Annotated in this window: 14 protein-coding genes; 5 read left to right on the top strand and 9 right to left on the bottom strand. The window is 47.3% G+C overall.

The features are described 5' to 3' along the window. Positions 1 to 374 precede the first annotated feature (374 nt). The 4 genes from HMPREF0999_RS00105 to HMPREF0999_RS00095 all read right to left on the bottom strand — a co-directional run bounded on the left by HMPREF0999_RS00105 (position 375) and on the right by HMPREF0999_RS00095 (position 3,314). Positions 375 to 1,379: a M28 family metallopeptidase gene (locus HMPREF0999_RS00105; RefSeq protein WP_005858275.1), complete on the bottom strand. Its 1,005-nt coding sequence runs from the start codon at positions 1,377 to 1,379 to the stop codon at positions 375 to 377. A 233-nt stretch (positions 1,380 to 1,612) separates the two neighbouring features. After that, positions 1,613 to 1,774 carry a hypothetical protein gene (locus HMPREF0999_RS22570; RefSeq protein ID WP_005858277.1) on the bottom strand — a complete coding sequence of 54 codons (162 nt, stop codon included), beginning with the start codon at positions 1,772 to 1,774 and terminating at the stop codon, positions 1,613 to 1,615. Positions 1,775 to 1,960: 186 nt separating this feature from the next. Further along, positions 1,961 to 2,503: a beta-class carbonic anhydrase gene (locus HMPREF0999_RS00100; protein ID WP_009274808.1), complete on the bottom strand. Its 543-nt coding sequence runs from the start codon at positions 2,501 to 2,503 to the stop codon at positions 1,961 to 1,963. Between the two features lie 34 nt (positions 2,504 to 2,537). Continuing rightward, positions 2,538 to 3,314, bottom strand: coding sequence for a Cof-type HAD-IIB family hydrolase (locus HMPREF0999_RS00095; RefSeq protein WP_005858281.1), 777 nt, complete (start codon positions 3,312 to 3,314; stop codon positions 2,538 to 2,540). 96 nt (positions 3,315 to 3,410) lie between these two features. On the opposite strand from HMPREF0999_RS00095, the gene HMPREF0999_RS00090 reads away from it, so the two are divergent. Both HMPREF0999_RS00090 and HMPREF0999_RS00085 read left to right on the top strand, forming a co-directional pair. Then, positions 3,411 to 4,445, top strand: a complete 1,035-nt coding sequence (locus HMPREF0999_RS00090; protein WP_005858283.1) for an aldo/keto reductase — start codon at positions 3,411 to 3,413, stop codon at positions 4,443 to 4,445. Positions 4,446 to 4,592: 147 nt separating this feature from the next. Next, on the top strand, positions 4,593 to 5,762 hold the full coding sequence (locus HMPREF0999_RS00085; RefSeq protein WP_009274807.1) for a porin: 1,170 nt from the start codon (positions 4,593 to 4,595) through the stop codon (positions 5,760 to 5,762). Positions 5,763 to 6,046: 284 nt separating this feature from the next. Here HMPREF0999_RS00085 and nifJ read toward each other — a convergent pair whose 3' ends face one another. The 4 genes from nifJ to HMPREF0999_RS00065 all read right to left on the bottom strand — a co-directional run bounded on the left by nifJ (position 6,047) and on the right by HMPREF0999_RS00065 (position 15,436). Next, positions 6,047 to 9,598 (bottom strand): pyruvate:ferredoxin (flavodoxin) oxidoreductase, encoded by a 3,552-nt coding sequence (gene nifJ / locus HMPREF0999_RS00080; protein ID WP_009274806.1) that lies wholly within the window; start codon positions 9,596 to 9,598, stop codon positions 6,047 to 6,049. A gap of 38 nt (positions 9,599 to 9,636) precedes the next feature. Further along, positions 9,637 to 10,815: an ATP-binding protein gene (locus HMPREF0999_RS00075; protein WP_010185112.1), complete on the bottom strand. Its 1,179-nt coding sequence runs from the start codon at positions 10,813 to 10,815 to the stop codon at positions 9,637 to 9,639. A gap of 180 nt (positions 10,816 to 10,995) precedes the next feature. Beyond that, a complete protein-coding gene (locus HMPREF0999_RS00070; RefSeq protein ID WP_005858291.1) occupies positions 10,996 to 12,015 on the bottom strand; it encodes a branched-chain amino acid aminotransferase in 1,020 nt (339 codons plus the stop codon). A 181-nt stretch (positions 12,016 to 12,196) separates the two neighbouring features. Further along, positions 12,197 to 15,436, bottom strand: coding sequence for an AAA domain-containing protein (locus tag HMPREF0999_RS00065; protein WP_009274804.1), 3,240 nt, complete (start codon positions 15,434 to 15,436; stop codon positions 12,197 to 12,199). Between the two features lie 120 nt (positions 15,437 to 15,556). Here HMPREF0999_RS00065 and metF point away from each other — a divergent pair, with 120 nt between their 5' ends. Both metF and HMPREF0999_RS00055 read left to right on the top strand, forming a co-directional pair. Continuing rightward, positions 15,557 to 16,510 carry a methylenetetrahydrofolate reductase [NAD(P)H] gene (metF, locus tag HMPREF0999_RS00060; protein ID WP_005858295.1) on the top strand — a complete coding sequence of 318 codons (954 nt, stop codon included), beginning with the start codon at positions 15,557 to 15,559 and terminating at the stop codon, positions 16,508 to 16,510. 254 nt (positions 16,511 to 16,764) lie between these two features. Next, positions 16,765 to 17,889, top strand: coding sequence for an ATP-binding protein (locus HMPREF0999_RS00055; RefSeq protein ID WP_005858299.1), 1,125 nt, complete (start codon positions 16,765 to 16,767; stop codon positions 17,887 to 17,889). A 4-nt stretch (positions 17,890 to 17,893) separates the two neighbouring features. Here the strand turns inward: HMPREF0999_RS00055 and HMPREF0999_RS00050 are convergent, their stop codons facing one another. Then, complete coding sequence (locus HMPREF0999_RS00050; protein ID WP_005858302.1) at positions 17,894 to 19,216, bottom strand: MATE family efflux transporter; 1,323 nt, start codon at positions 19,214 to 19,216, stop codon at positions 17,894 to 17,896. A 108-nt stretch (positions 19,217 to 19,324) separates the two neighbouring features. Here HMPREF0999_RS00050 and HMPREF0999_RS00045 point away from each other — a divergent pair, with 108 nt between their 5' ends. Further along, entirely contained in the window at positions 19,325 to 20,323 is a 999-nt protein-coding gene (locus HMPREF0999_RS00045) for a hypothetical protein (protein ID WP_008779463.1), read from the top strand. Positions 20,324 to 20,498 lie beyond the last annotated feature (175 nt).

The raw sequence follows: 20,498 nt of genomic DNA, 5'->3' as shown, positions 1-20,498 counted from the left end.
TTCTTAAGTAGAAGTTGTTTTATTTAGTTGGCGCCAAAATACCTAGCACATTTTATATCGGAGGCAAAGATATGAAATATTCATTATATTGTGTTATTATAATTAAATAAATCTTTCCTTATTTTTATGTTTTACAATATAAAATTAGAAATATAAACGGTTTTAAGTTAAAATCGACTTGAGTTCATGTAGAACTAAGTATCTGCGGTAAGATATGAAATCACAGTAATTCAGGCGTTTTTTCAGAATATAAAAGCAAGCCAGCTTCATTAGCAAAGTAAGTTAATTAAAATGCCAAAGTAAGTTAACTTACTTCGCCGATGAAGTTAACTTACTTTTATTAGATATCTTCTATTGAAAAAGAAGTATAATCTCTAAAAATCTTTCTCATTCGCCATATACCACATATTAAGGAACGAGGCCTTCGTGATATTCACCACCTTGTCCCAATTAATCCGGTCGGCATGGTCGCTCGGTTGATGGTAATCCGGATGTCCGTCGGTATGATACCAGATAATAGGGATACCTATCTTTGCGAAGGAACCGTTATCACTCCCTCCTACCGGGTTATCCCACGGACGATAATCCGGTGCCAGATTCAAGTTGTATTTCTTGATATCGTTCTTCAGCCAATCGCCGAAAGCAGGGTGCGCCTCCGTATAGAAATAAACCACATGGGTAGGCTTCGCCTCGTTATTGTTACGGCCGATCATATCGAAATTCAAATATCCTTTCACGTTCTTTATCTCTGGAAAAGACTGAACGAAGGCTTTCGATCCGAGAAGCCCTTTCTCCTCACCGTCCCAGAAAGCGAATACAACGGTTCGCTCCGGTTGCTGGCCCGTGGCAAGGAAAGCCCTCGCTATCTGCAAAACGGCAGAGACTCCGGAGGCGTTATCGTCCGCCCCGTTATAGATCTGGTCGCCATCCAGCATCGGGTCGATACCCAGATGGTCATAGTGAGCGCCGACAATCACGATCTCGTTCGGGTTCTTCCCCTCTATCTTACCCAATATATTATTCAAGGATAGCTTCTGGAAAACACCGGTCTGCTTGATAGCGGCCACCGAGTCCGGGTGGACTTGCCAACGGGCTCCTCTTTTCTGGCGTTCCAGATGGTAAGCCTCGAACGGATGGTAATAGGAATCGCCCACGGGATCGATACCTAAGGACTTCAAGTTCGCCACGATATAATCTCCCGCTATACGGCCTCCACGGAAACCGGCCTCACGGCCCTCCAGATCATCATCGGCCAAGAAACCGATATGCGCCTCGGCGGTCGATCTATTTATCACGTCCAAACCTTTCTTCTCCGGACTTTCCGCCCAAAGAGCCGTACTTAATGCCAGCGACATTAAGAGTAATCCTGCTTTTTTCATCGCTTTTGTGTTCAAATGATTATTGTTTTAGCTTTTTCATTCACAAATATAAGTAATTTCCCTGATACGCGAAGGAGAAGGAAAGGAAAGGGCACAAAAAAAGGCTCACCCGGCCGTATTGCCAAAGGTAATCCTCATTTCCTATCTCTCACCATTCCGTTTTGAACGGAGGTAAGAGATGACATCTAATTTATTTCTTACTTTAATTCTTTACTTAAAAAAGACGCAGTCTTTTAGTTCTTATCCGCATCTACACTCATTTCGCTCATAAGGCGACGGATCTCAGCGTTTAATCGCTGACTCATGGCACCATTGCCAGCTGACTGGTAACGATCTGCTTGATAACGCAACATCGCTAAAGCACGAAGGCTTTTCTCATTTTCTCTCATCATCATAATCTTTTTGTTTTACGCTTCCCACGCTTGGAAAGCCAGTTAATAAATAATCCTAAAACGATCTTTCTTTCTTAATTCGTTACAAAGATAACCATTTTATCCGAAACAATGTTGTAGAACATAATAAAATATTTCATTTTTTCGATTATTTATGAATTGTGCAAATAAGTCTAAATACGCCGGGGATTACTCCACCGGCGTTAATTCACCTGTAACAGAGTCTATTACAAACCCTCTTACCGTTATATCCGACGGAATCAGCGGATGATTCCGAATTTGCTCCACGGTCTCGTGCACGGAAGCCTCGGAGGTCTCGAATCCCCGCAACCACGACTCGAAGTTTATACCGCAATATCGGATCATATCTATTCGTTCCTGCGGGATTCCCCGCTCTTTCATCTTTTCGATCATCTCGGAGCTATTCATGTGCTTGGCTCCACAATCGGTATGCCCGATTATCATTACCTCTACAACCCCAAGCTCGTAAATCGCCACTATCAAGCTCCGGATAACGCTTCCGAAGGGGTGGGATATGATCGCCCCTGCGTTCTTTATAATTTTCACGTCTCCATTCTTGATGCCCAAGGAGGCGGGTAGCAACTCGGTCAGCCGGGTATCCATGCAAGACACGATGGCGATCTTCTTATCGGGATATTTATTCGTGATATACTTCTCATACCCCTTGTTCTTTACGAACTCACGATTATAGCTTACCAATTCATCAATCATAGCGTTTGTGATTTAGCGTTATTAAACTGTTTATTTATATAACATCGAAATGTCTTAAAGCGTTCATGACACCATCGTCATCTACGGAGTCGGTCACGTAATCCGCCGCCTCTTTCACCTCGTCGCCGGCGTTACCCATGGCTACCCCGATCCCGGCGTGGCGAAGCATGGCCATATCGTTGCCTCCATCGCCAAAAGCCATCGTCTCGTGGAGCGAGATCCCGTAATACTCGATGATCTTATCGATCCCTACCGCCTTACTGCTCCCCCGCGGCACGACATCCGCAAATAGCGGGTTCCAGCGAGTAGCCTCGCAATGCGGCAAGACGGACATGATACGTTCTTCATGGCCGGGAGAGAAAAAGGCTATCAGCTGGTATACTTCCTTACCCCCGTTGCCACGCAAAGGACGCAAGGGAGGATGAGGGAAGTCTAGCATGTCGTAAAGCTGTCGCACAGAATCATCCACGTAGTTCTGGTAAATCCCATCTTCCTCCACCAAGGCGCACGGGAACGCCTCCTCATTCTCTTGATAGCGGATCAACGCCTCTATATCCCCCGACGGGATATTATGTTTATAGATAACCTTATCTTTTCCGGCCAAGCAATATCCTCCGTTCAAGGTAACATAGCCATCGAACTCTTGCGTCCCGAGGTTATTGATAGATTGCAACTGGCGGCCGGTAGCGATGAAAACCTTGATTCCCTTTTCTCGCAACAGGTCCAAGGCCCGGACCGTGGAGTCCGGTAGTTTATGCGTCTTGAAACTTACCAACGTACCGTCAATGTCAAAAAATACTGCCTTAATCATACTTATACCTATTATCTTCTTTTAATGACAAAGATACACTTTATTTGTTACATTTGTATTTTCATTTCCTTCATCAAATAATAGATATAGTTTTTTATGGAATACAGACAACTAGGAGGTTCCGGATTATACGTTCCGGCACTTTGTTTAGGTACGGCTACTTTTGGTGGCACGAATGGTTTTGAAGGTTGGGGACATACCAAGGTGGAAGAGGCTACCCGTATGGTCAATCTTTGCTTGGACGCCGGGGTGAATCTATTCGATACGGCGGATGTCTACTCCAACGGTCTTTCCGAGGAAATCTTGGGAAAGGCGATCCACGGATTGAGGAATCGCCTCTTGATCTCCACGAAGGCGACTTTCAACCTCAGCCCGGAGAGCCGTAACGCCATCGGTTCTTCCCGTTTCCATCTGATACAGGCGTGCGAGGCGAGCCTGAGACGATTGAACACGGATCATATCGACATTTACCATATGCACGGTTTCGATGCGAATACCCCGGTAGAGGAGACACTCCGAGCCTTGGACGACTTGGTGACGAGCGGGAAGGTCCGTTATATCGCTTGCTCGAACTTCTCCGGCTGGCACTTAATGAAGTCGCTTTCCGTATCGGAGCGGTATGGATGGAGCCGGTACGTGGCCCAACAGGTTTATTACTCCTTGCTGAACCGGGAGTTCGAGTGGGAACTGATGCCGCTAGGCATCGACCAGAAGGTGGGCGCCATTATCTGGAGCCCCTTATCCGCCGGACGTCTGGGCGGGAAGTACCGCCGGAATAACCCGATCCCGACGGACGGGCGTGTCGCTCGCGGAGGAAGCCCGATACCTGACGAGGCTACTTCTTACGAACGCCTGTACGACATCGTGGAGGTATTGGAACAGGTAGCCGAGGAGACCGGGCATAGCGTAGCCCAATGCGCCTTGAACTGGTTATTGCAACGGCCTACAGTAAGCAGCCTTATCATAGGTGCCCGCACGGAAGAGCAGCTAAGGCAGAACCTAGAGGCCGTAGGCTGGAGCCTCAGCCCGGAGCAGGTGAAGCGCCTCGATATGGCAAGCCAGACGACCCCGATCTACCCGTATTGGCATCAAGCGCAGTTCCCGGAATTGAATTCTCAATTGAGGTTCTAGACGGAGGCTAGAGAAAGCGTATACACCTCGGGATGCGGATAGCACGAAAGTCCGCATCCCCTAAACACCCATTTTCATCCCCTTAAACGTATCTTGGTTAAGACGTTTTTTATACTTTTGTAGGCTGTTACCAACTAAATCTATCGTATGAGGAAACATTTTCTACTTTTCTTGCTTTGTCTAGCCACGAACGCCAGCCTGACGGCCCAAGAGACCCTTCGGGAGAATAACGGGGAACCTACACTCGTGGAACGATTATCGAACGGAGAGATCAAGATCAATAGCGCCGAGATGAACTTCCAGCTTTTCACCTCGGCCAACGCTGAGTTTGTCGGGAACGAGCTAGACGGTATGAACTTCAAGCTGAACCGTGTCCGGCTGGAGATCAAGGGGGACGTGGGCAAGTGGCTGGGGTATCATTACCGGCAGTCGTTCAACAAATACTCCGATCCCTATTCGCTCGACAACCTCTCCTCCTCGCTCGAGTTGGCGTACGTGAACCTGAAGGCACGGCCTAATCTCAATTTCACGATCGGCAAGCAATTCGTCAATTTCGGGGGATACGAGTATTACGTCAATTCCATCCGGGTACGAGAGTTTAGCGAGTTCAATAATTTACTGACCGCCTACCAAGCCGGTATCTCGGGCAACTGGCAAGTCAACCCGGACCACGAGCTTTGTTTCCAGATCGTGAATAACCGCAACGGTAACGATGAGGACATCTACCCTACCGGACTTCCCGAGGGTACCGCCAAGGCCAAGATACCCTTTATGTACACGGTCAACTGGAATAGCTATTATCTGGACAAGACCTTGCAACTGCGTTATGCCACCGCCGTCGGACAGCAGACCCGCAAGCGCTATTCCTACTATTTCACCTGTGGCAACACCTATGAGAAAGGCCCGTTGCTAACGTACCTCGACGTTATGTACACCCGCCAAGGGATCGACCAGCATGGGGTCGTCAGCCGTCTGCCCGGAACGCCTCATACCGCCATGAACACCGAATACCTATCGATTATCGGCGACGTGGATTACCGTGTCCACCCCCAATGGAACGTTTACGTGAAAGGGGCGTACGAGACCGCCCGGGTGTATAAGAGCAACGGTGATTTCCGGAAAGGGATGTACCGCCGTTCGTGGAACGCGCAGAGTAGCGTGGAATTCTTCCCCTTCAAGCAACTCGACCTTTTCGTATTCGTCCTATACACCTACCGGGGCGTTATCCTAGAGAAAGCCGCCACGCGAATGGGAGCCATAGAGCCGGATACACACCGTATATCGCTGGGGCTGGTCTATTCGATCCCGGTCTTCTGACAAACCGCGCATACGGTAGTACAAGCTTGTAGATACGTTAGTACATACTTGCAGATACGTTCGTGCAAACTTGCAGATACGTTCGTGCAAACGTGTAGATACGTTAGTACGGATTTGTAGATACGGTAGCGCGGGCTGACACATAAGGAAGTACAGGCCGGCACATACGGTAGTACAGGTCCGTATCGCCTTATGTGCAGCTTCCCCCATCCACCCCATAAAAAAAGCGGTGCCTTCCGTTTCCGGAGACACCGCCCTCATTCTATACTAAAAGACCTGTTATATTAAGCCTCTACATCCCAATTCTCGGCAGCCATACGTTTGTAGCTACGCAGACGCCATTTAGCGTTCTCCTCGGCGGCGGCAAACAACTCAGCGGCCTCAGCCGGATATTGTTTAGCTACGGAAGCGAAACGAACCTCACCCTTCAAGAAGTCTTGGAACTTGCTCCAATCCGGCTCCTTGCTATCCAAGGTGAACGGATTCTTGCCCTCTGCCTCCAAAGCCGGGTTGTAACGCCACAAGTGCCAGTAACCGCATGCTACGGCTTCTTTCTCCTCAGCTTGCGACTTACCCATACCCTTCTTCAAACCGTGGTTGATACAAGGAGCGTAAGCGATGATCAATGAAGGACCGTCGTAAGCCTCGGCCTCGCGGATCGCCTTCAATGTCTGGGCTTGGTCGGCACCCATAGCGATCTGAGCCACATATACGTAACCATAAGTAGTAGCCATCAAGCCAAGGTCTTTCTTACGTACCCTCTTACCGGAAGCGGCGAACTTAGCGATAGCGCCCACCGGAGTAGCCTTCGAGGACTGACCACCCGTGTTAGAGTAAACCTCGGTATCCAATACCAAGATATTTACGTTCTTGCCGGAAGCGATCACGTGATCCAAACCACCGTAACCGATATCGTAAGAAGCGCCGTCACCACCGATAATCCATTGAGAACGTTTTACCAAGAAGTGAGACAATTCCTTGATCTGAGCGCAAACCGGACAACCCTCCTTGATGCCTTGCTCAACGAATGCCATGATTTGCGGAGCCAATTCCTTCGTCTTCTCAGCGTCGTTCTGGTTAGCGATCCAAGCGGCGGCTATTTCCTTGGCCTCAGCCGGAGCATGCTCGCCCACGGTGATCTGTTGCAACAAGCCTTCCAAACGTTTACGCATCTTCTCGTTCGCCAATTCCATACCCAAGCCGAACTCGCAGAAATCCTCGAACAAAGAGTTTGCCCAAGCAGGACCTTGACCCTTCTCGTTCGTTGTATAAGGAGTGGAAGGAACAGAACCGGAGTAGATAGAAGAACATCCGGTAGCGTTAGCCACCATCTCGCGGTCGCCGAACAACTGGGTGATCAACTTCACGTACGGAGTCTCGCCACAACCGGAGCAAGCGCCTGAGAATTCAAACAACGGAGTAGCGAACTGTGAGTTCTTCACGTTAGACTTCACGTCTACCAAGTTTTGCTTAGAAGAAACGTTAGCTACGCAGTAGTTCCAGTTATCGGCCTCAGCCAACTGGCCTTCCAGCGGAACCATAGACAATGCCTTGTTGCCCTTGAATCCCGGACAGATATCGGCGCAGTTACCGCAACCCAGACAGTCGAGAACGTCTACCTGCATACGGAACTTCATACCTTTCATAGCGGCCGGAGCCTTCACGTCCAACATAGCGAAGCTGGCGCCCTTCTGCTCCTCATCGTTCAATACGAACGGACGGATAGAAGCGTGAGGACAAACGTAAGCGCATTGGTTACACTGGATACAGTTCGCCTCATTCCAAACCGGAACGAAAGCGGCCACGCCACGTTTCTCGTATTTAGCGGTTCCTTGCGCCCAAGTACCATCCTCGATGCCCTTGAATGCGGAAACCTTCAATAAGTCGCCATCCTGAGCGTTGATCGGACGAACTACCTCGTTGATGAAAGCGGGATCGTTGTTTACGACAGCCTCATCATCCGGAAGGTTAGCCCAAGCGGGATCAACCGTCAATTGGTTGTACTCGCCACCACGGTCTACAGCCGCGTAGTTCTTGTTAACCACGTCCTCGCCCTTCTTACCGTAAGACTTAACGATGAATTTCTTCATCTGCTCGATAGCCAAGTCTACAGGGATAACACCCGTGATACGGAAGAAAGCGGACTGGAGGATCGTATTGGTACGGTTACCTAAACCGATCTCCAAGGCGATCTGTGTAGCGTTGATATAATATACAGTGATATTCTTCTGAGCGAAGTAACGTTTTACCTTATTAGGCAAGTGCTTAGCCAACTCCTCGGCGCCCCAAACGGTATTCAACAAGAAGGTACCGTTCTCACGCAAACCACGAGTCACGTCGTACATGCGCAAATAAGCCTGAACGTGGCAAGCCACGAAGTTCGGGGTATTCACCAAATAAGTAGAACGGATCGGATGATCACCGAAACGTAAGTGAGAACAAGTGAAACCGCCGGATTTCTTAGAGTCGTAAGAGAAATAAGCCTGACAGTATTTATCCGTGTTATCACCGATAATCTTCACCGAGTTCTTGTTAGCGCCTACCGTACCGTCGGCACCCAAACCGTAGAACTTAGCCTCGAACATACCCTCACCGCCCAAGGCGATCTCTTCCTTCTGAGGCAGAGAAGTGAAAGTAACGTCATCCACGATACCGATCGTGAATTGGTTCTTCGGCATCGGCAACGCCAAGTTCTCGAATACGGACAGGATCTGAGCCGGAGTCGTATCCTTAGAACCCAGACCATAACGGCCACCTACGATCACCGGAGCATCCTCCTGACCATAGAAGCAGTCTTTTACGTCCAGATACAACGGCTCACCGTTAGCACCCGGCTCTTTCGTGCGATCCAATACGGCGATACGCTTAGCGGTCTTAGGCACGGCAGCCAAGAAATGCTTAGCGGAGAACGGACGATACAAGTGAACGGATACCAAACCTACCTTCTCGCCCTTAGCGATCAAGTGATCGATAGCCTCACGAGCGGCCTCCGTAACAGAACCCATGGCGATGATCACACGCTCAGCGTCCTCAGCTCCGTAATAATCGAACAAACCGTATTTACGGCCTGTGATCTTGGAAACCTCGTTCATATATTCCTCTACGATAGCGGGAACTGCCTCGTAGTACGTGTTGGAAGATTCTCTGTGTTGGAAGAAATGATCCGGGTTCTCGGCCATACCGCGAGCGACCGGTCTCTCCGGGTTCAAGGCACGGGCACGGAACTCGGCCAAGGCCTTCTGGTCGATAAGCGGAGCCAAGTCCTCATTCTCCAAAGCCTCGATCTTCTGGATCTCGTGAGAGGTACGGAAACCGTCGAAGAAGTTCACGAACGGCACACGAGACTTGATCGTAGCCAAGTGAGCTACACCGGCCAAGTCCATAACCTCCTGTACGGAACCCTCGGCCAACATGGCGAAACCTGTCTGACGGGCAGACATCACGTCTTGATGGTCACCGAAGATACACAACGCATGAGAAGCCAATGTACGAGCGGATACGTGGAAAACGCAAGGAAGCAATTCACCGGCGATCTTGTACATATTAGGGATCATAAGCAACAAACCTTGAGAAGCAGTGTAGGTTGTTGTCAAGGCACCCGCTTGCAATGAACCGTGAACAGCACCTGCGGCACCACCCTCTGATTGCATTTCCTGTACCATTACAGTCTCGCCGAAAATATTCTTACGTTCGGCTGCAGCCCATTCATCTACATATTCAGCCATTGTAGACGACGGAGTGATGGGGTAAATCGCAGCCACCTCGCTGAACATATACGAGATATGAGCAGCGGCCTGATTACCATCACAGGTTAAAAATTTCTTCTGTTTTGTCATAGACCTATAAAACTATTAGTATTAAAAAATATCCTTACTCAATATAGAAAACCGAACAACCAAAGCGGGATCATGTTCCCCTCCCCGATCTCGGTCTTATCAACAGCATAGTACATATCCGGATTGTTCTTCACTTTCATGCTTTCCTCGATCCGGAAATTATACATCGTATTCACCAGAAAGTGGGCGTTCTTGTTTCCTTCATTCAGCTTATTGTCTTTCAGTAGTTGGTTATAAAAGAACGACTCACGCACCGCCCCGGCATTTACCTCCATCGGACGGATGGGGTACATCAGGTTCGAGTTATACATATATACCTTGGAGGGCTTCTTCGGAAAGGATTCGCCCACCGGATACAGCATATTCATCAAACGAGCATCTGTCAAATACTTGATATAGTTCATCACGGTGGCCCGGGATGTCTCGATATCCTTGCTCAACTGACTCACGTTTGGGGTACAAGGAGCGCTCGTAGCCAATAAGTAGAGTAGTTTGCGTAGCTTTGGTAGGTAGCTTTGTTCGATTTGTTTTATGTATAACACGTCCACCTCTAGCATCATGTTCATGGTCTTCAGCAGATTCTCGGAGAAGTTGCGCTTTTCCAAGAAGAACGGATAGAAACCATGATGGAGATAATCTTGGAAATAAGCCATCGGCCTTACGACCGAGCAAATACGTTTGGCGATTTCCTGATGATTCTCTACTACCTCATCGAACGTGTACGCGGAAAACTGGTTCCCCGACATCAAGTTCAAGAACTCACGGAACGAGAACCCCCTGAGGTTATACGATACCACCTTGCCGGACAAGTCCGGGTTCTCCTCTTTCAGACGCATCACCGACGAGCCGGAGAAAACGATCTTCAAGTCCTCGAAATTATCATAGCAATACCGCAACTCTCTCGACCAGTTGGAATACTTAAACACTTGGTCTATCAACAACACCTTTCCGCCTTTAGCCCGAAACTCGGCGGCGAAATCAACGAGTGTGCGTTCCGTAAAATAGAAATGATTTAAATTAATGTATAAGCATTCCTTATTATCGGCACCAAAATATTCACGGGCATAGTCTAACAAGAAAGTGGTCTTTCCGACTCCTCGCGAACCTTTAATACCGATCAACCGATCCTCCCAATTGATCTCATCCATCAATCCCCTTCGTACCGGAGAATACAGATGCTCTACCAGATATTTATGTGTTTTAAAGAATGCTTCCACCTACATAATTGGTAATTGAAAATTTGGAATTACCGATGCAAAGATAAACATCTTTTCTCATTTGCAATGCGGAGATTGCAATTTTATTGCAAAAAGTAAAGTTCAAACTAACAATTGCCTATCAACGTATTCTGTCTCGTAAAGACGGAGCGCACTCCAGTCCTTACGAAACAAAAGATATTATTCAATGATCGAGATCCATCCGTAAGTATCCGGCTCGTCGCCATACTGGATGGCACGTAGCTTATGATATAGTTTCTCGCAAACAGGACCCGGTTTGCCATCTTTGGCGATAACAAAAGATTTGTTCTCGTCCAAATCGTCGATTTGCGAGATCGGGGCGATAACCGCGGCGGTACCACACTCGGCAGCCTCGTCGAATGTAGCGATCTCCTCGAAAGGAACCGGACGACGCTCTACCGTCAAGCCCATATCCTCGGCCAATTGCTGCAAGCTCTTGTTCGTGATCGAAGGCAAGATCGAGTGGGATTGCGGAGTGATATAGCTATTGCCACGGATTCCGAAGAAGTTAGCCGGACCGCACTCATCCAGATATTTCTTCTCTTTCGGATCCAGATACAATACGGCGGCGTATCCCTTGGAATGAGCGATCTCGCCGGCTACCAAGCTAGCGGCATAATTACCACCGACCTTGATCGTACCTGTCCCGTTAGGAGCCGCACGGTCGTACTCACGAAGTACGCATACCTTCGAGGGCTGGAATCCACCCTTGAAATACGGACCTACCGGAGTGACAAATATCATAAACATATATTCGGGAGCCGGCTTCACACCCACCTGAGCGCCCAAGCCGATCATCAGCGGACGAATATATAAAGCGGCACCGCTCTCATAAGGAGGAACGAAACGCTCGTTCAATTTCACGACCTTACGTACAGCTTCCTCGAACATCTCTACAGGCAACTCAGCCATCTTGATACCCCGGCTGGAAGATTGCATACGTTTAGCGTTCTCATCCATACGGAATACACGGATCTTACCGTCTTTCCCGCGGAAGGCCTTCAAGCCCTCGAAAGACTCTTGTCCGTAATGCAAGCAAGTAGCGGCCATGTGAATATTGATAATCTCGGATGAAGAAACTTCCAACTCACCCCATTTGCCGTCACGATAGTAGCATCTTACATTGTAGTCTGTCTTGATATAACCAAATCCCAGCTCAGACCAATTTAAATTTTCCATATCTATACAATTTGCTGTAATTAGTTTAAAATTAACAAATTACACTGTTAATAATATCGCTCAAAAGCAAAAACGCCCATAGCCGTCGCTATGGGAGATTTTGTGTACCGCAAATATACGCTAATTTATATATAGTTCGGCCTATAAACTAAAAAAAGCAAGCGGAAGGCTACATTTCGGCCTATAACGAATTATACCAATCTATCACTTGGTCGAACTCATTCTCCAACTCTTGCGCTGGGAAATCAAGGGCGACCGGATAGATCAAACACATCCATAAGGAAGGCGAATCGGACAACTTACGGTAAAAAGAAACCGGTAAATCCGGTAAAGTCTCCGTCGGATCGGTCATCAAGACCTCAAATATCAGTTGATAGGGATGCGAGTAAATCACCCGGTAACGGTGATGGTATTCCGGACCAGTCAAGAATGAGTATCTTGGAATGGGGCGTATATCTTGCTTTCTATCCTCCGGTTCCGTTGTTTCCGGATCGATCTCATCTTCTTCCAATAAATATTCTACTTGGCTATCCTCTGCTCCCGGGAATTCTAAGTCTGGAGTCTCTTCCATGGCCTCGATCTCCCCAAAATCCGGAAGTTCCGAGAAATGTATTCGTTGAAGCCCTGTATCCTCCTCGGAAAAACAGATAATCTCCGGGCTGAAATTCCGGTTCTGCCGAGACCACACCTCATAATCCCCGATAAAATACACCCGCTTCTTCGCCCGGGTAACCGCCACGTTCAGGATATTGCTATTTACCCAACCTATCGCACCAGTTGAAGAAGGTTGGCATCCCAACAGGAAGATAACCTCCTCGGCTTCTTTTCCTTGGAATTTATGGACCGTTCCGCAGTTGGCAGTCTCCCACCCCTTAAATTTACCTTTAAGCCCACTATACTCCTCCGTATTCAAGACGGCTTTAACCGCAGCCTTAATGCCTTTCACAACCGTGGTGAAGGGGGAGATCACATATAATTTCCGGGTATCCTCTTTCTCCCGGTGTTTTCCCATCCACGCCAATATCAAGCGCAAGCATACCTCGCCTTGCTCCGCCACGTAATGATCATTATTCCCTTTAGCGCTAGTACCTTTCTTACCGGGCACATCGATCCATAAGGAATGATCTAGCAACAATTGACTTTTCTCCTCGTCTTTCACCGCATCTTTCATTCCCAGAATCATCGTATCGTCGTACGACACCCGGTTGGAGATGCTAAACATAGGATTGATACAACGACGGTGCACGACCAACGGACAGCCTACCCACGTCTCTCCAATCCAAGACCCATAACGGTTTATCAAATCGGCGAAACCTTGCACGGAATGGGATTTCGAGAGGTAAGAAGACAAGGATACGATACCACATTTCTTTTGATAGAGAGTCATCAACGTCTCATCGGTGGTGACTACCGGTTCCACTTGTTTCGGGTCTCCCACGATGATCGCTTTCTTTGCCCGCCACAAAGCGCCTACCGCACATTGGGGAGCGGCTTGCCCGGCCTCGTCCACGATCAACAATCCCAATTGCTCCCTACCCATGTACTCCAGCATCTTCTGTACGGAAGCGAATGTGGTAGATACCACAGGCACCAAGAAAAACAAGCTATTCAACACATGTGAGAATATCAATTCTTTCTCCTCCGGCATATATTTATTATCCCAAAAGGCCAACAGCGAATAAAGGTTGCAACGCCATTTGTAGGAATTGATCACAAAAGAGCCATGCAGGACCAAAGCTTGATAAAATAGTTCTTCCCTTGCTTTGTCGAATTCAGCGTTCTTCAAAGGATTCGAGGACTGCATCTTCTCGTCCGCCATCCTAAATACCTCTTCGTTACAAGAGACCGACCGCCGCAATCGCTCCACTATTCGATATTGCTTCAAGAACTCTTGTTGAGCGATATCGAAAGAAGGGAAACGGTTCTTAAACTCCCGCATAACCTTCTCATTGTCTCTTTTAGGACTCATCTTGGAAACAAACGGCCTTAATACCATTTCGCTGAAAGAACGGATATTATCCCCTTTTCCTAAACGGGCGGATATCAATCCCCAGGCCTGTTTCGTATGTTTTCCCGGATCGGTATTTCCATTGAGCATATTGGAAGCCAAATCTCCGAAAAATAAATCTTTACCCTCACTAAAGACTAGAGAGTGCCCGGCTTTTGACATGGCTTCAGCGGTAGGTAGTTTACTCGTCTCGGGTAACTCGAAGGTGATATTCTCTACAGCCGTATTATTACAGGATGTCACCAGAATTCCATAATCGGCCAATCCCCGTCCCGTCTGCAAACCAAATGTCTTCTGACTTTTACCTGCCTCCAAAGACTTCACTAAAAGCGGAGTCTCTGTAAAGGCATCATCCGGCTGATTCAAATCCGCTAATAACCGGGCACGCCGTACCACGTACTCGGCGATAATATCTTTCAGCAATGTTGTCTTACCCGTTCCCGGAGGGCCATTCACGGAGAAAATGCCACAGCCTCCCGCATTTTCTTCGGCCAACGCTATATTAATAGCCATCTGTTGCATCAACGCCGGGCTGAACTCAGAAGGCCAACGGCCCAGCGGATATCTTTCCGGACCTAACCATTTCCTATAATTCTCTATTGAGCATATACTTTGACGGTTCCCTCCACTCATCAAGGGAGCATTTATATAGTTCACCAGTAAACGATTGGGCCTTTTATCCAGCAGACTTTTACGAACCCTGCTTAAATCTTTCGCATAGAAGCTTATGCTTAAGTCCTTATCATCCGATTTTAGCGCACGGGCACAAACCCGCTCCAAATCATTCCTTCTAAATCCATCATTTACGGTAAATAGACTCCGGATCCGCAGTCGATCTAGCAACTCTACCGTCTTCTGCCGCAAAAGAGAGAAGAACTCTATCCCTTCCTCATCCTCAATTGTCATAAAGAAGTCGTTTCCATCCTCCAGTAGTTCCTCCAACCACTCCTCATCAACCTCCCGGTCATGAATTAAGCAGCTGATCGCCCAGATATAAGGCGAAAGTTGGAACGAGCCTTCTATGTACTCTCCGGACGGGGATAAATCAATCGTATAGAGCACGCTTACAGATTTATTCTTCTCCAACAGCTTACGAAAACGCTCATTATCCTTATCCGCCGGAATCAAACGATATAGCTCGGACAAAAGATCATATTTAGGAACACCTCCCACATACAGACGGAAGCTATCCGCATCCCTGTATGGAGCATATATGAAATACTTCAACTCATCCTCCGATCTCACATATCTTACCCGTACCTCATCCTCCGGTAAACCAGATTTAGAAGCCTGAGGGAATGACAGCTCTTGAAAATATTCCAACACTTCCCAGTAAGCCAGAATACTAGTTGTTGTATCATGGGTACGATTCGAGACAAAGCCCAATAGCGTTTTTAAGTAAGTTAAGTCCATGCTTTAAAAAACCTTAGTTTACACGAAAGCGCTCAGTTAGCCGCTTTGTTAGATTAATGATCGTAAATGTAAGCTATTTCGAAGTATATTTGCTACATTCGCGTCAAAAATAATTAAAATATGAAAGTCATTGATCTGATAAGGAATAGTAAGAGTACCGCTTTTTCTTTCGAGATATTACCGCCGCTGAAAGGTAACAGTATCCAGAAGGTATATAATGTGATTGACAAGTTGAAGGAATTCGACCCTAAATACATAAATATCACCTCCCATCATAGCGAGTTCGTCTATAAAACCTTACCAGACGGAAGTTTCCAGAAAGTAAACATCCGTAAACGTCCGGGCTCCGTAGCGATCGCTTCGGCTATCCAGAATAAATACGGTATTCCTGCCGTACCCCATATTATATGTAAAGGCTTTACGAAAGACGAGACGGAATACGCTTTGATCGATTTGAACTTCCTTGGCGTAAACAACCTCTTAATATTAAGGGGAGATATAAAGACCTTAGAGGCCTCCCAGCAAAAACCGGAGTTATATCACGACCACGCAACTGATTTACAACAGCAGGTAAATCATTTCAACGAAGGTATTGCGTTAGACGGTTCCAAGATAGACGGTATAGAGACTCCCTTCTCGTACGGCATGGCTTGCTATCCGGAGAAACACGAGGAAGCACCCAATATGGAATCCGATATCTATTACTTAAAGGAGAAAGTAAAAAATGGCGCTGAATATCTGGTAACCCAGATGTTTTTCGATAATGACAAGTACTATGCGTTCGTGGATCGTTGCCGTGCGGAAGGTATCACGGTTCCCATCATCCCCGGTATCAAACCGATCGTTTTCAAGAACCAATTAACGGTTCTTCCGAAGATATTCCGTGCGGATATCCCAGAGCCTTTCGCGACAGAATTACGTAAATGTAAAGATGATGCGGAAGCGAAAGAGGTGGGTGTGGAATGGTGTATACAGCAGTGCAAGGATCTGATCGCTCATGGCGTACCGAGCTTACATTTCTACACAATGATGGCCTCGGATAGCGTTTACAAAATAGCAAAAGAAATTTATTGAGATACAATAGGGGTTTTTCCACGCTGAGTTGTCTAATAGAAGTACACGATTGAACAATCATGTACTAAGTATGGTTATTTTTAAAATTCTAAGGTAATGAAATACATATTCTTTATTGGACTTGACTTGTTATTGTATCCGTTTTTAGTTTTACTCTATATATGTCAATTGATATTTACAAAACCCCGCACCTTTTGATATCTGAATACTTTTCCGTAACTTCGTTCCTTATTCTATAGAAAAGGAAATATCTCATGTATTTTAAAGATATCATCGGGCAAGAGGAAGTAAAGGAACGGTTGAGGCAATCGACTCGGACAGGGATCGTACCCCATGCGCAGTTATTCACGGAGCAAGGGGGGGCCGGGGCGTTTCCGCTGGCTTTGGCTTACGCCCGTTATCTGAATTGTACGAACCGGACGGAGACGGACGCTTGCGGACGTTGCCCGTCATGCCTTAAATATGACGAATTGGCACATCCCGATTTGCATTTCGTATTCCCGATCGTAGCCAAGAAAGAGAAAAAGAAAGAGGTCTGCGATGATTATCTCAGTGAATGGCGTGGGTTCCTCAAAGAACATCCCTATTTCAATATGGATGAATGGCTGGATTATATCGAGGCCGGAAACTCACAAGCGATCATCTATTCCAAGGAAAGCGATGAGATTATCCATAAACTGAGCCTAAAGATTTATGAGGCGGAATATCGTATCCTGATGGTTTGGTTGCCGGAGAAACTACATCCTACTTGCGCCAACAAGCTTCTGAAAATCATAGAGGAGCCTCCTATGAAAACGGTTATCCTTATGGTATCCGAGACACCGGACCTTATCCTCGGGACCATCCAATCCCGTGCGCAACGCATCCACATCCGTCCCATTGAGACCGATGCGATCATGAATGCCATGGTATCCCGTTTCGGGCTTTCGCCCGACGACGCTAAACACGTCGCTCACCTCTCCTCCGGAAGTTTTATCAAGGCGATGGAGGCGATTAGCTTGGGCGAGGAAAATAAATTCTTTCTGGAGCAATTCAAGGCCATGATGCGAAACTCATGGGCACGAAACGTAAAAGGCATGAAAGCGATGGCGGACGTCATGGCAGGGATCGGACGGGAACGACAAAAAAACTTCCTCTCCTATTGTCAGCATTTGATCCGGGAGAACTTCATGTACCGGTTCCAATCGCCGGAACTTAATTATATGAATCTGGACGAGGCTAGCTTCTCCGTTAAGTTCTCCCCTTTCGTCAACGAGCGAAACGTGATCGATTTGATGGAAGAATTGGCGAAAGCGGAACGCCATATCACACAGAACGTGAATGCCAAGATGGTCTTTTTTGATTTATCCTTACGAATTACCGTACTAATCAAAAGATAAGTCTTCAGATTTTCTTGTTACGCCAATTTCCTTTCCATAGATAGAAGAAAGAAGAAAGGATCATGATATTATATACATACTCCGTAGTCCAGCAAACCGCCACGTCCGCACGCAACCATACGGCGACATACAATATATATAATACGTACACGAATATGCTAGCCATATCGATTTCCAGCGCACGGCGGGTATTGCCTGTCCCCGATACGCTAAAGAAATAAATAAAACCGGGAACGGCGAAAAGATAAGAGGACAGCATCACCCACAGCGAGGGGATCGAGCTAGCGATCAGATCCGGGTTATCCGTATAAATACGCAATACGGTAGACGGGAACATAGCGATCAAGATACCGATCGGTAGCACGAACGCATAGCATAGCCCGATCATCCTCCGGCAAAGCGGAAGCACCCGGTCCGACTCCCCGGCGCCGATCAAGTTACTTACCAGCGAGCTGTTCGTGGAGGCGAAAGCATTCACGAACATAAACAGGAACGAGGAGATGCTACGTACCACATTCGTAATCGCCAACGGCCGCTCGCCCAGATGCTCCATAGCGATGAAGAAGATAAACCATCCCCCAAAAGCGATCCCATGCTGGATCATCACCCAGATAGAGACACTCAGTATTTGTCCCAGCATCCTAAAATCCACTCTCGTAAAACGGAACAGACCATATTTTTTATAATCTATCTTCTTCCAAGTATAAATCACGAAGAACAATACGGAAACAGCTTCCGAGATCGAGGAAGCGATAGCGGCACCCGCTATCCCCAAAGCGGGGAACCCGAACTTACCGAATATCAAGATATAGTTCAAGACCACGTTGGTAAGCACCATCACCACCGAATTGGCCGTCAAGATCTTCGTATTCGTCGTACTCACGTAAAACGCACGGAACATCACCGCTATAAAAGAGAAGAAGAACCCGTACACCCGCCAGTCCAGATAGCTCATCGTCGCCCGATACACCTCTTCTGAGCCGATCATCCGGTGGAGCAGATAGGGCGTAAGCAGATTAGAGGCCGTAAACAACACCGCCGCCAGCAGAAAAAGGAATAGCCCGCCTTGCGTGAAAACCTCGCCGATCCGCTTATACTCCCCCTCACCATTACGACGTGCCATCAGCACCTGAGCTCCTACACTGAAACCAAAGCCCAGCATATAAATCACGAGATAATAGACTCCTGCCAAGGCGGAGGCACCTAGCTCAACCTCGCCGACACGTCCCAGATAAGCGGTGTCCGTCAATCCGATCATATGCTCCATGAGCAAGCTGATTAATACCGGATACGTGATCTTTAGAATTTGTTTGTTCGTATATCGCATGATGAATCTTAAATAAAAGGGAGGCAAAGGTAGTAATAAGATGCCAGTCACACAATATTACCCCATGCGATCCGTTTCTTATCATATTACATTATTATACGAAGAGATATGGTTACAAAACTCATCATGGCCTGCATTTTGTCCGCTACGCTATTGAGCTGCAACGGGCAAAACACAAATACGATCAACTACGCTACCGTCGAACCCCTGCATATCAATCGTTTTGACAAGGATTTATTCCGGCTGATCGATACGGGAGATACCACCTTGCAACCCGAACTAATCAAACAATACCCGGAAATGCTGGATATCATCGGGAAAGGCATATTAAACCTGCAAACCATCGAGACTCCCGGCTTCTTCGAGAAAATGCGGAATTATTACTCGGAGCCTACCTTGAAAGGCTTGTATCGTGACGCTATCACCCAATATGATTCCGTGGAGGATATCGAGAAATCCTTGGGGTACGGATTCGCCTATCTAAAGGAGAATTTCCCCTCGATGCAGATCCCTGCTATCTATATGCATGTATCTGGTTTCAACCAGAACGTATTGGTAGGCGATAGCCTGCTTTCCCTTTCCATCGATAAGTATATGGGAAAGGACTATCCCTTGTATCAGGATTTCTTCTATGACTCCCAGAAATTGAAAATGCAACGTGGACTTGTAGTCCCGGATTATCTGGCGGGTTGGCTCATGTCCGAATATCCTTTCGCAGGAAAAGAGAACGTATTGCTGGACCGGATGATTTACGAGGGAAAAATCAAATACCTGCTCTCGCAAGCCTTAGGCGTTCCCGATGCCGCCGAGCTAATGGGATACACCGAACAGGCCTACAACTGGTGCAAGGACAACGAAGGAACAATCTGGAAAGCAATCATCGAGCGCAAGCATCTTTATACCCCGGATCAACTGACGACTTCCCAATATTTCGAGGATACCCCGACCATTTTCCCCGGGAACGACGCTCCCGGGAATATCGGGACTTGGATAGGCTGGCAGATCATCAACCAGTACATAAAGGAGACGGGATCTACCCCGGAGGCGTTGATGCAAAACAACGACGCCCAAGAAATCCTAACCGCCTCAAAGTACAAACCCCTATAAACAGGAAAACCGCCCTATTCTCACGAACAAGACGGATAACCTAATCTAACTTAATTCTAATACCATGAAAAACACTATATCTTAATAACAAGGCTTTTAAAAAAAGGTTCAATGGAATGAGATTTTAAACCTCTTATTTACCTTGGTTGTTGTAACAGGAAACGAAAACAAGGTG

Origin of the sequence: Parabacteroides sp. D25, assembly GCF_000307475.1 — a bacterium.
In the GTDB taxonomy this organism is placed as follows: Bacteria; Bacteroidota; Bacteroidia; order Bacteroidales; family Tannerellaceae; genus Parabacteroides; species Parabacteroides distasonis.
Note: the sequence above shows the minus strand (reverse complement) of the source record. Positions and strands in the feature narration are given on the sequence as shown.

What these genes read in the sequence shown, in the direction of transcription:
- HMPREF0999_RS00105 (WP_005858275.1), bottom strand. Translation starts at nt 1,379, where the DNA reads ATGAAAAAAGCAGGATTACTCTTAATGTCGCTGGCATTAAGTACGGCT.
- HMPREF0999_RS00100 (WP_009274808.1), bottom strand. Translation starts at nt 2,503, where the DNA reads ATGATTGATGAATTGGTAAGCTATAATCGTGAGTTCGTAAAGAACAAG.
- HMPREF0999_RS00085 (WP_009274807.1), top strand. Translation starts at nt 4,593, where the DNA reads ATGAGGAAACATTTTCTACTTTTCTTGCTTTGTCTAGCCACGAACGCC.
- HMPREF0999_RS00045 (WP_008779463.1), top strand. Translation starts at nt 19,325, where the DNA reads ATGGTTACAAAACTCATCATGGCCTGCATTTTGTCCGCTACGCTATTG.
- HMPREF0999_RS22570 (WP_005858277.1), bottom strand. Translation starts at nt 1,774, where the DNA reads ATGATGATGAGAGAAAATGAGAAAAGCCTTCGTGCTTTAGCGATGTTG.
- metF (WP_005858295.1), top strand. Translation starts at nt 15,557, where the DNA reads ATGAAAGTCATTGATCTGATAAGGAATAGTAAGAGTACCGCTTTTTCT.
- nifJ (WP_009274806.1), bottom strand. Translation starts at nt 9,598, where the DNA reads ATGACAAAACAGAAGAAATTTTTAACCTGTGATGGTAATCAGGCCGCT.
- HMPREF0999_RS00070 (WP_005858291.1), bottom strand. Translation starts at nt 12,015, where the DNA reads ATGGAAAATTTAAATTGGTCTGAGCTGGGATTTGGTTATATCAAGACA.
- HMPREF0999_RS00090 (WP_005858283.1), top strand. Translation starts at nt 3,411, where the DNA reads ATGGAATACAGACAACTAGGAGGTTCCGGATTATACGTTCCGGCACTT.
- HMPREF0999_RS00095 (WP_005858281.1), bottom strand. Translation starts at nt 3,314, where the DNA reads ATGATTAAGGCAGTATTTTTTGACATTGACGGTACGTTGGTAAGTTTC.
- HMPREF0999_RS00065 (WP_009274804.1), bottom strand. Translation starts at nt 15,436, where the DNA reads ATGGACTTAACTTACTTAAAAACGCTATTGGGCTTTGTCTCGAATCGT.
- HMPREF0999_RS00055 (WP_005858299.1), top strand. Translation starts at nt 16,765, where the DNA reads ATGTATTTTAAAGATATCATCGGGCAAGAGGAAGTAAAGGAACGGTTG.
- HMPREF0999_RS00050 (WP_005858302.1), bottom strand. Translation starts at nt 19,216, where the DNA reads ATGCGATATACGAACAAACAAATTCTAAAGATCACGTATCCGGTATTA.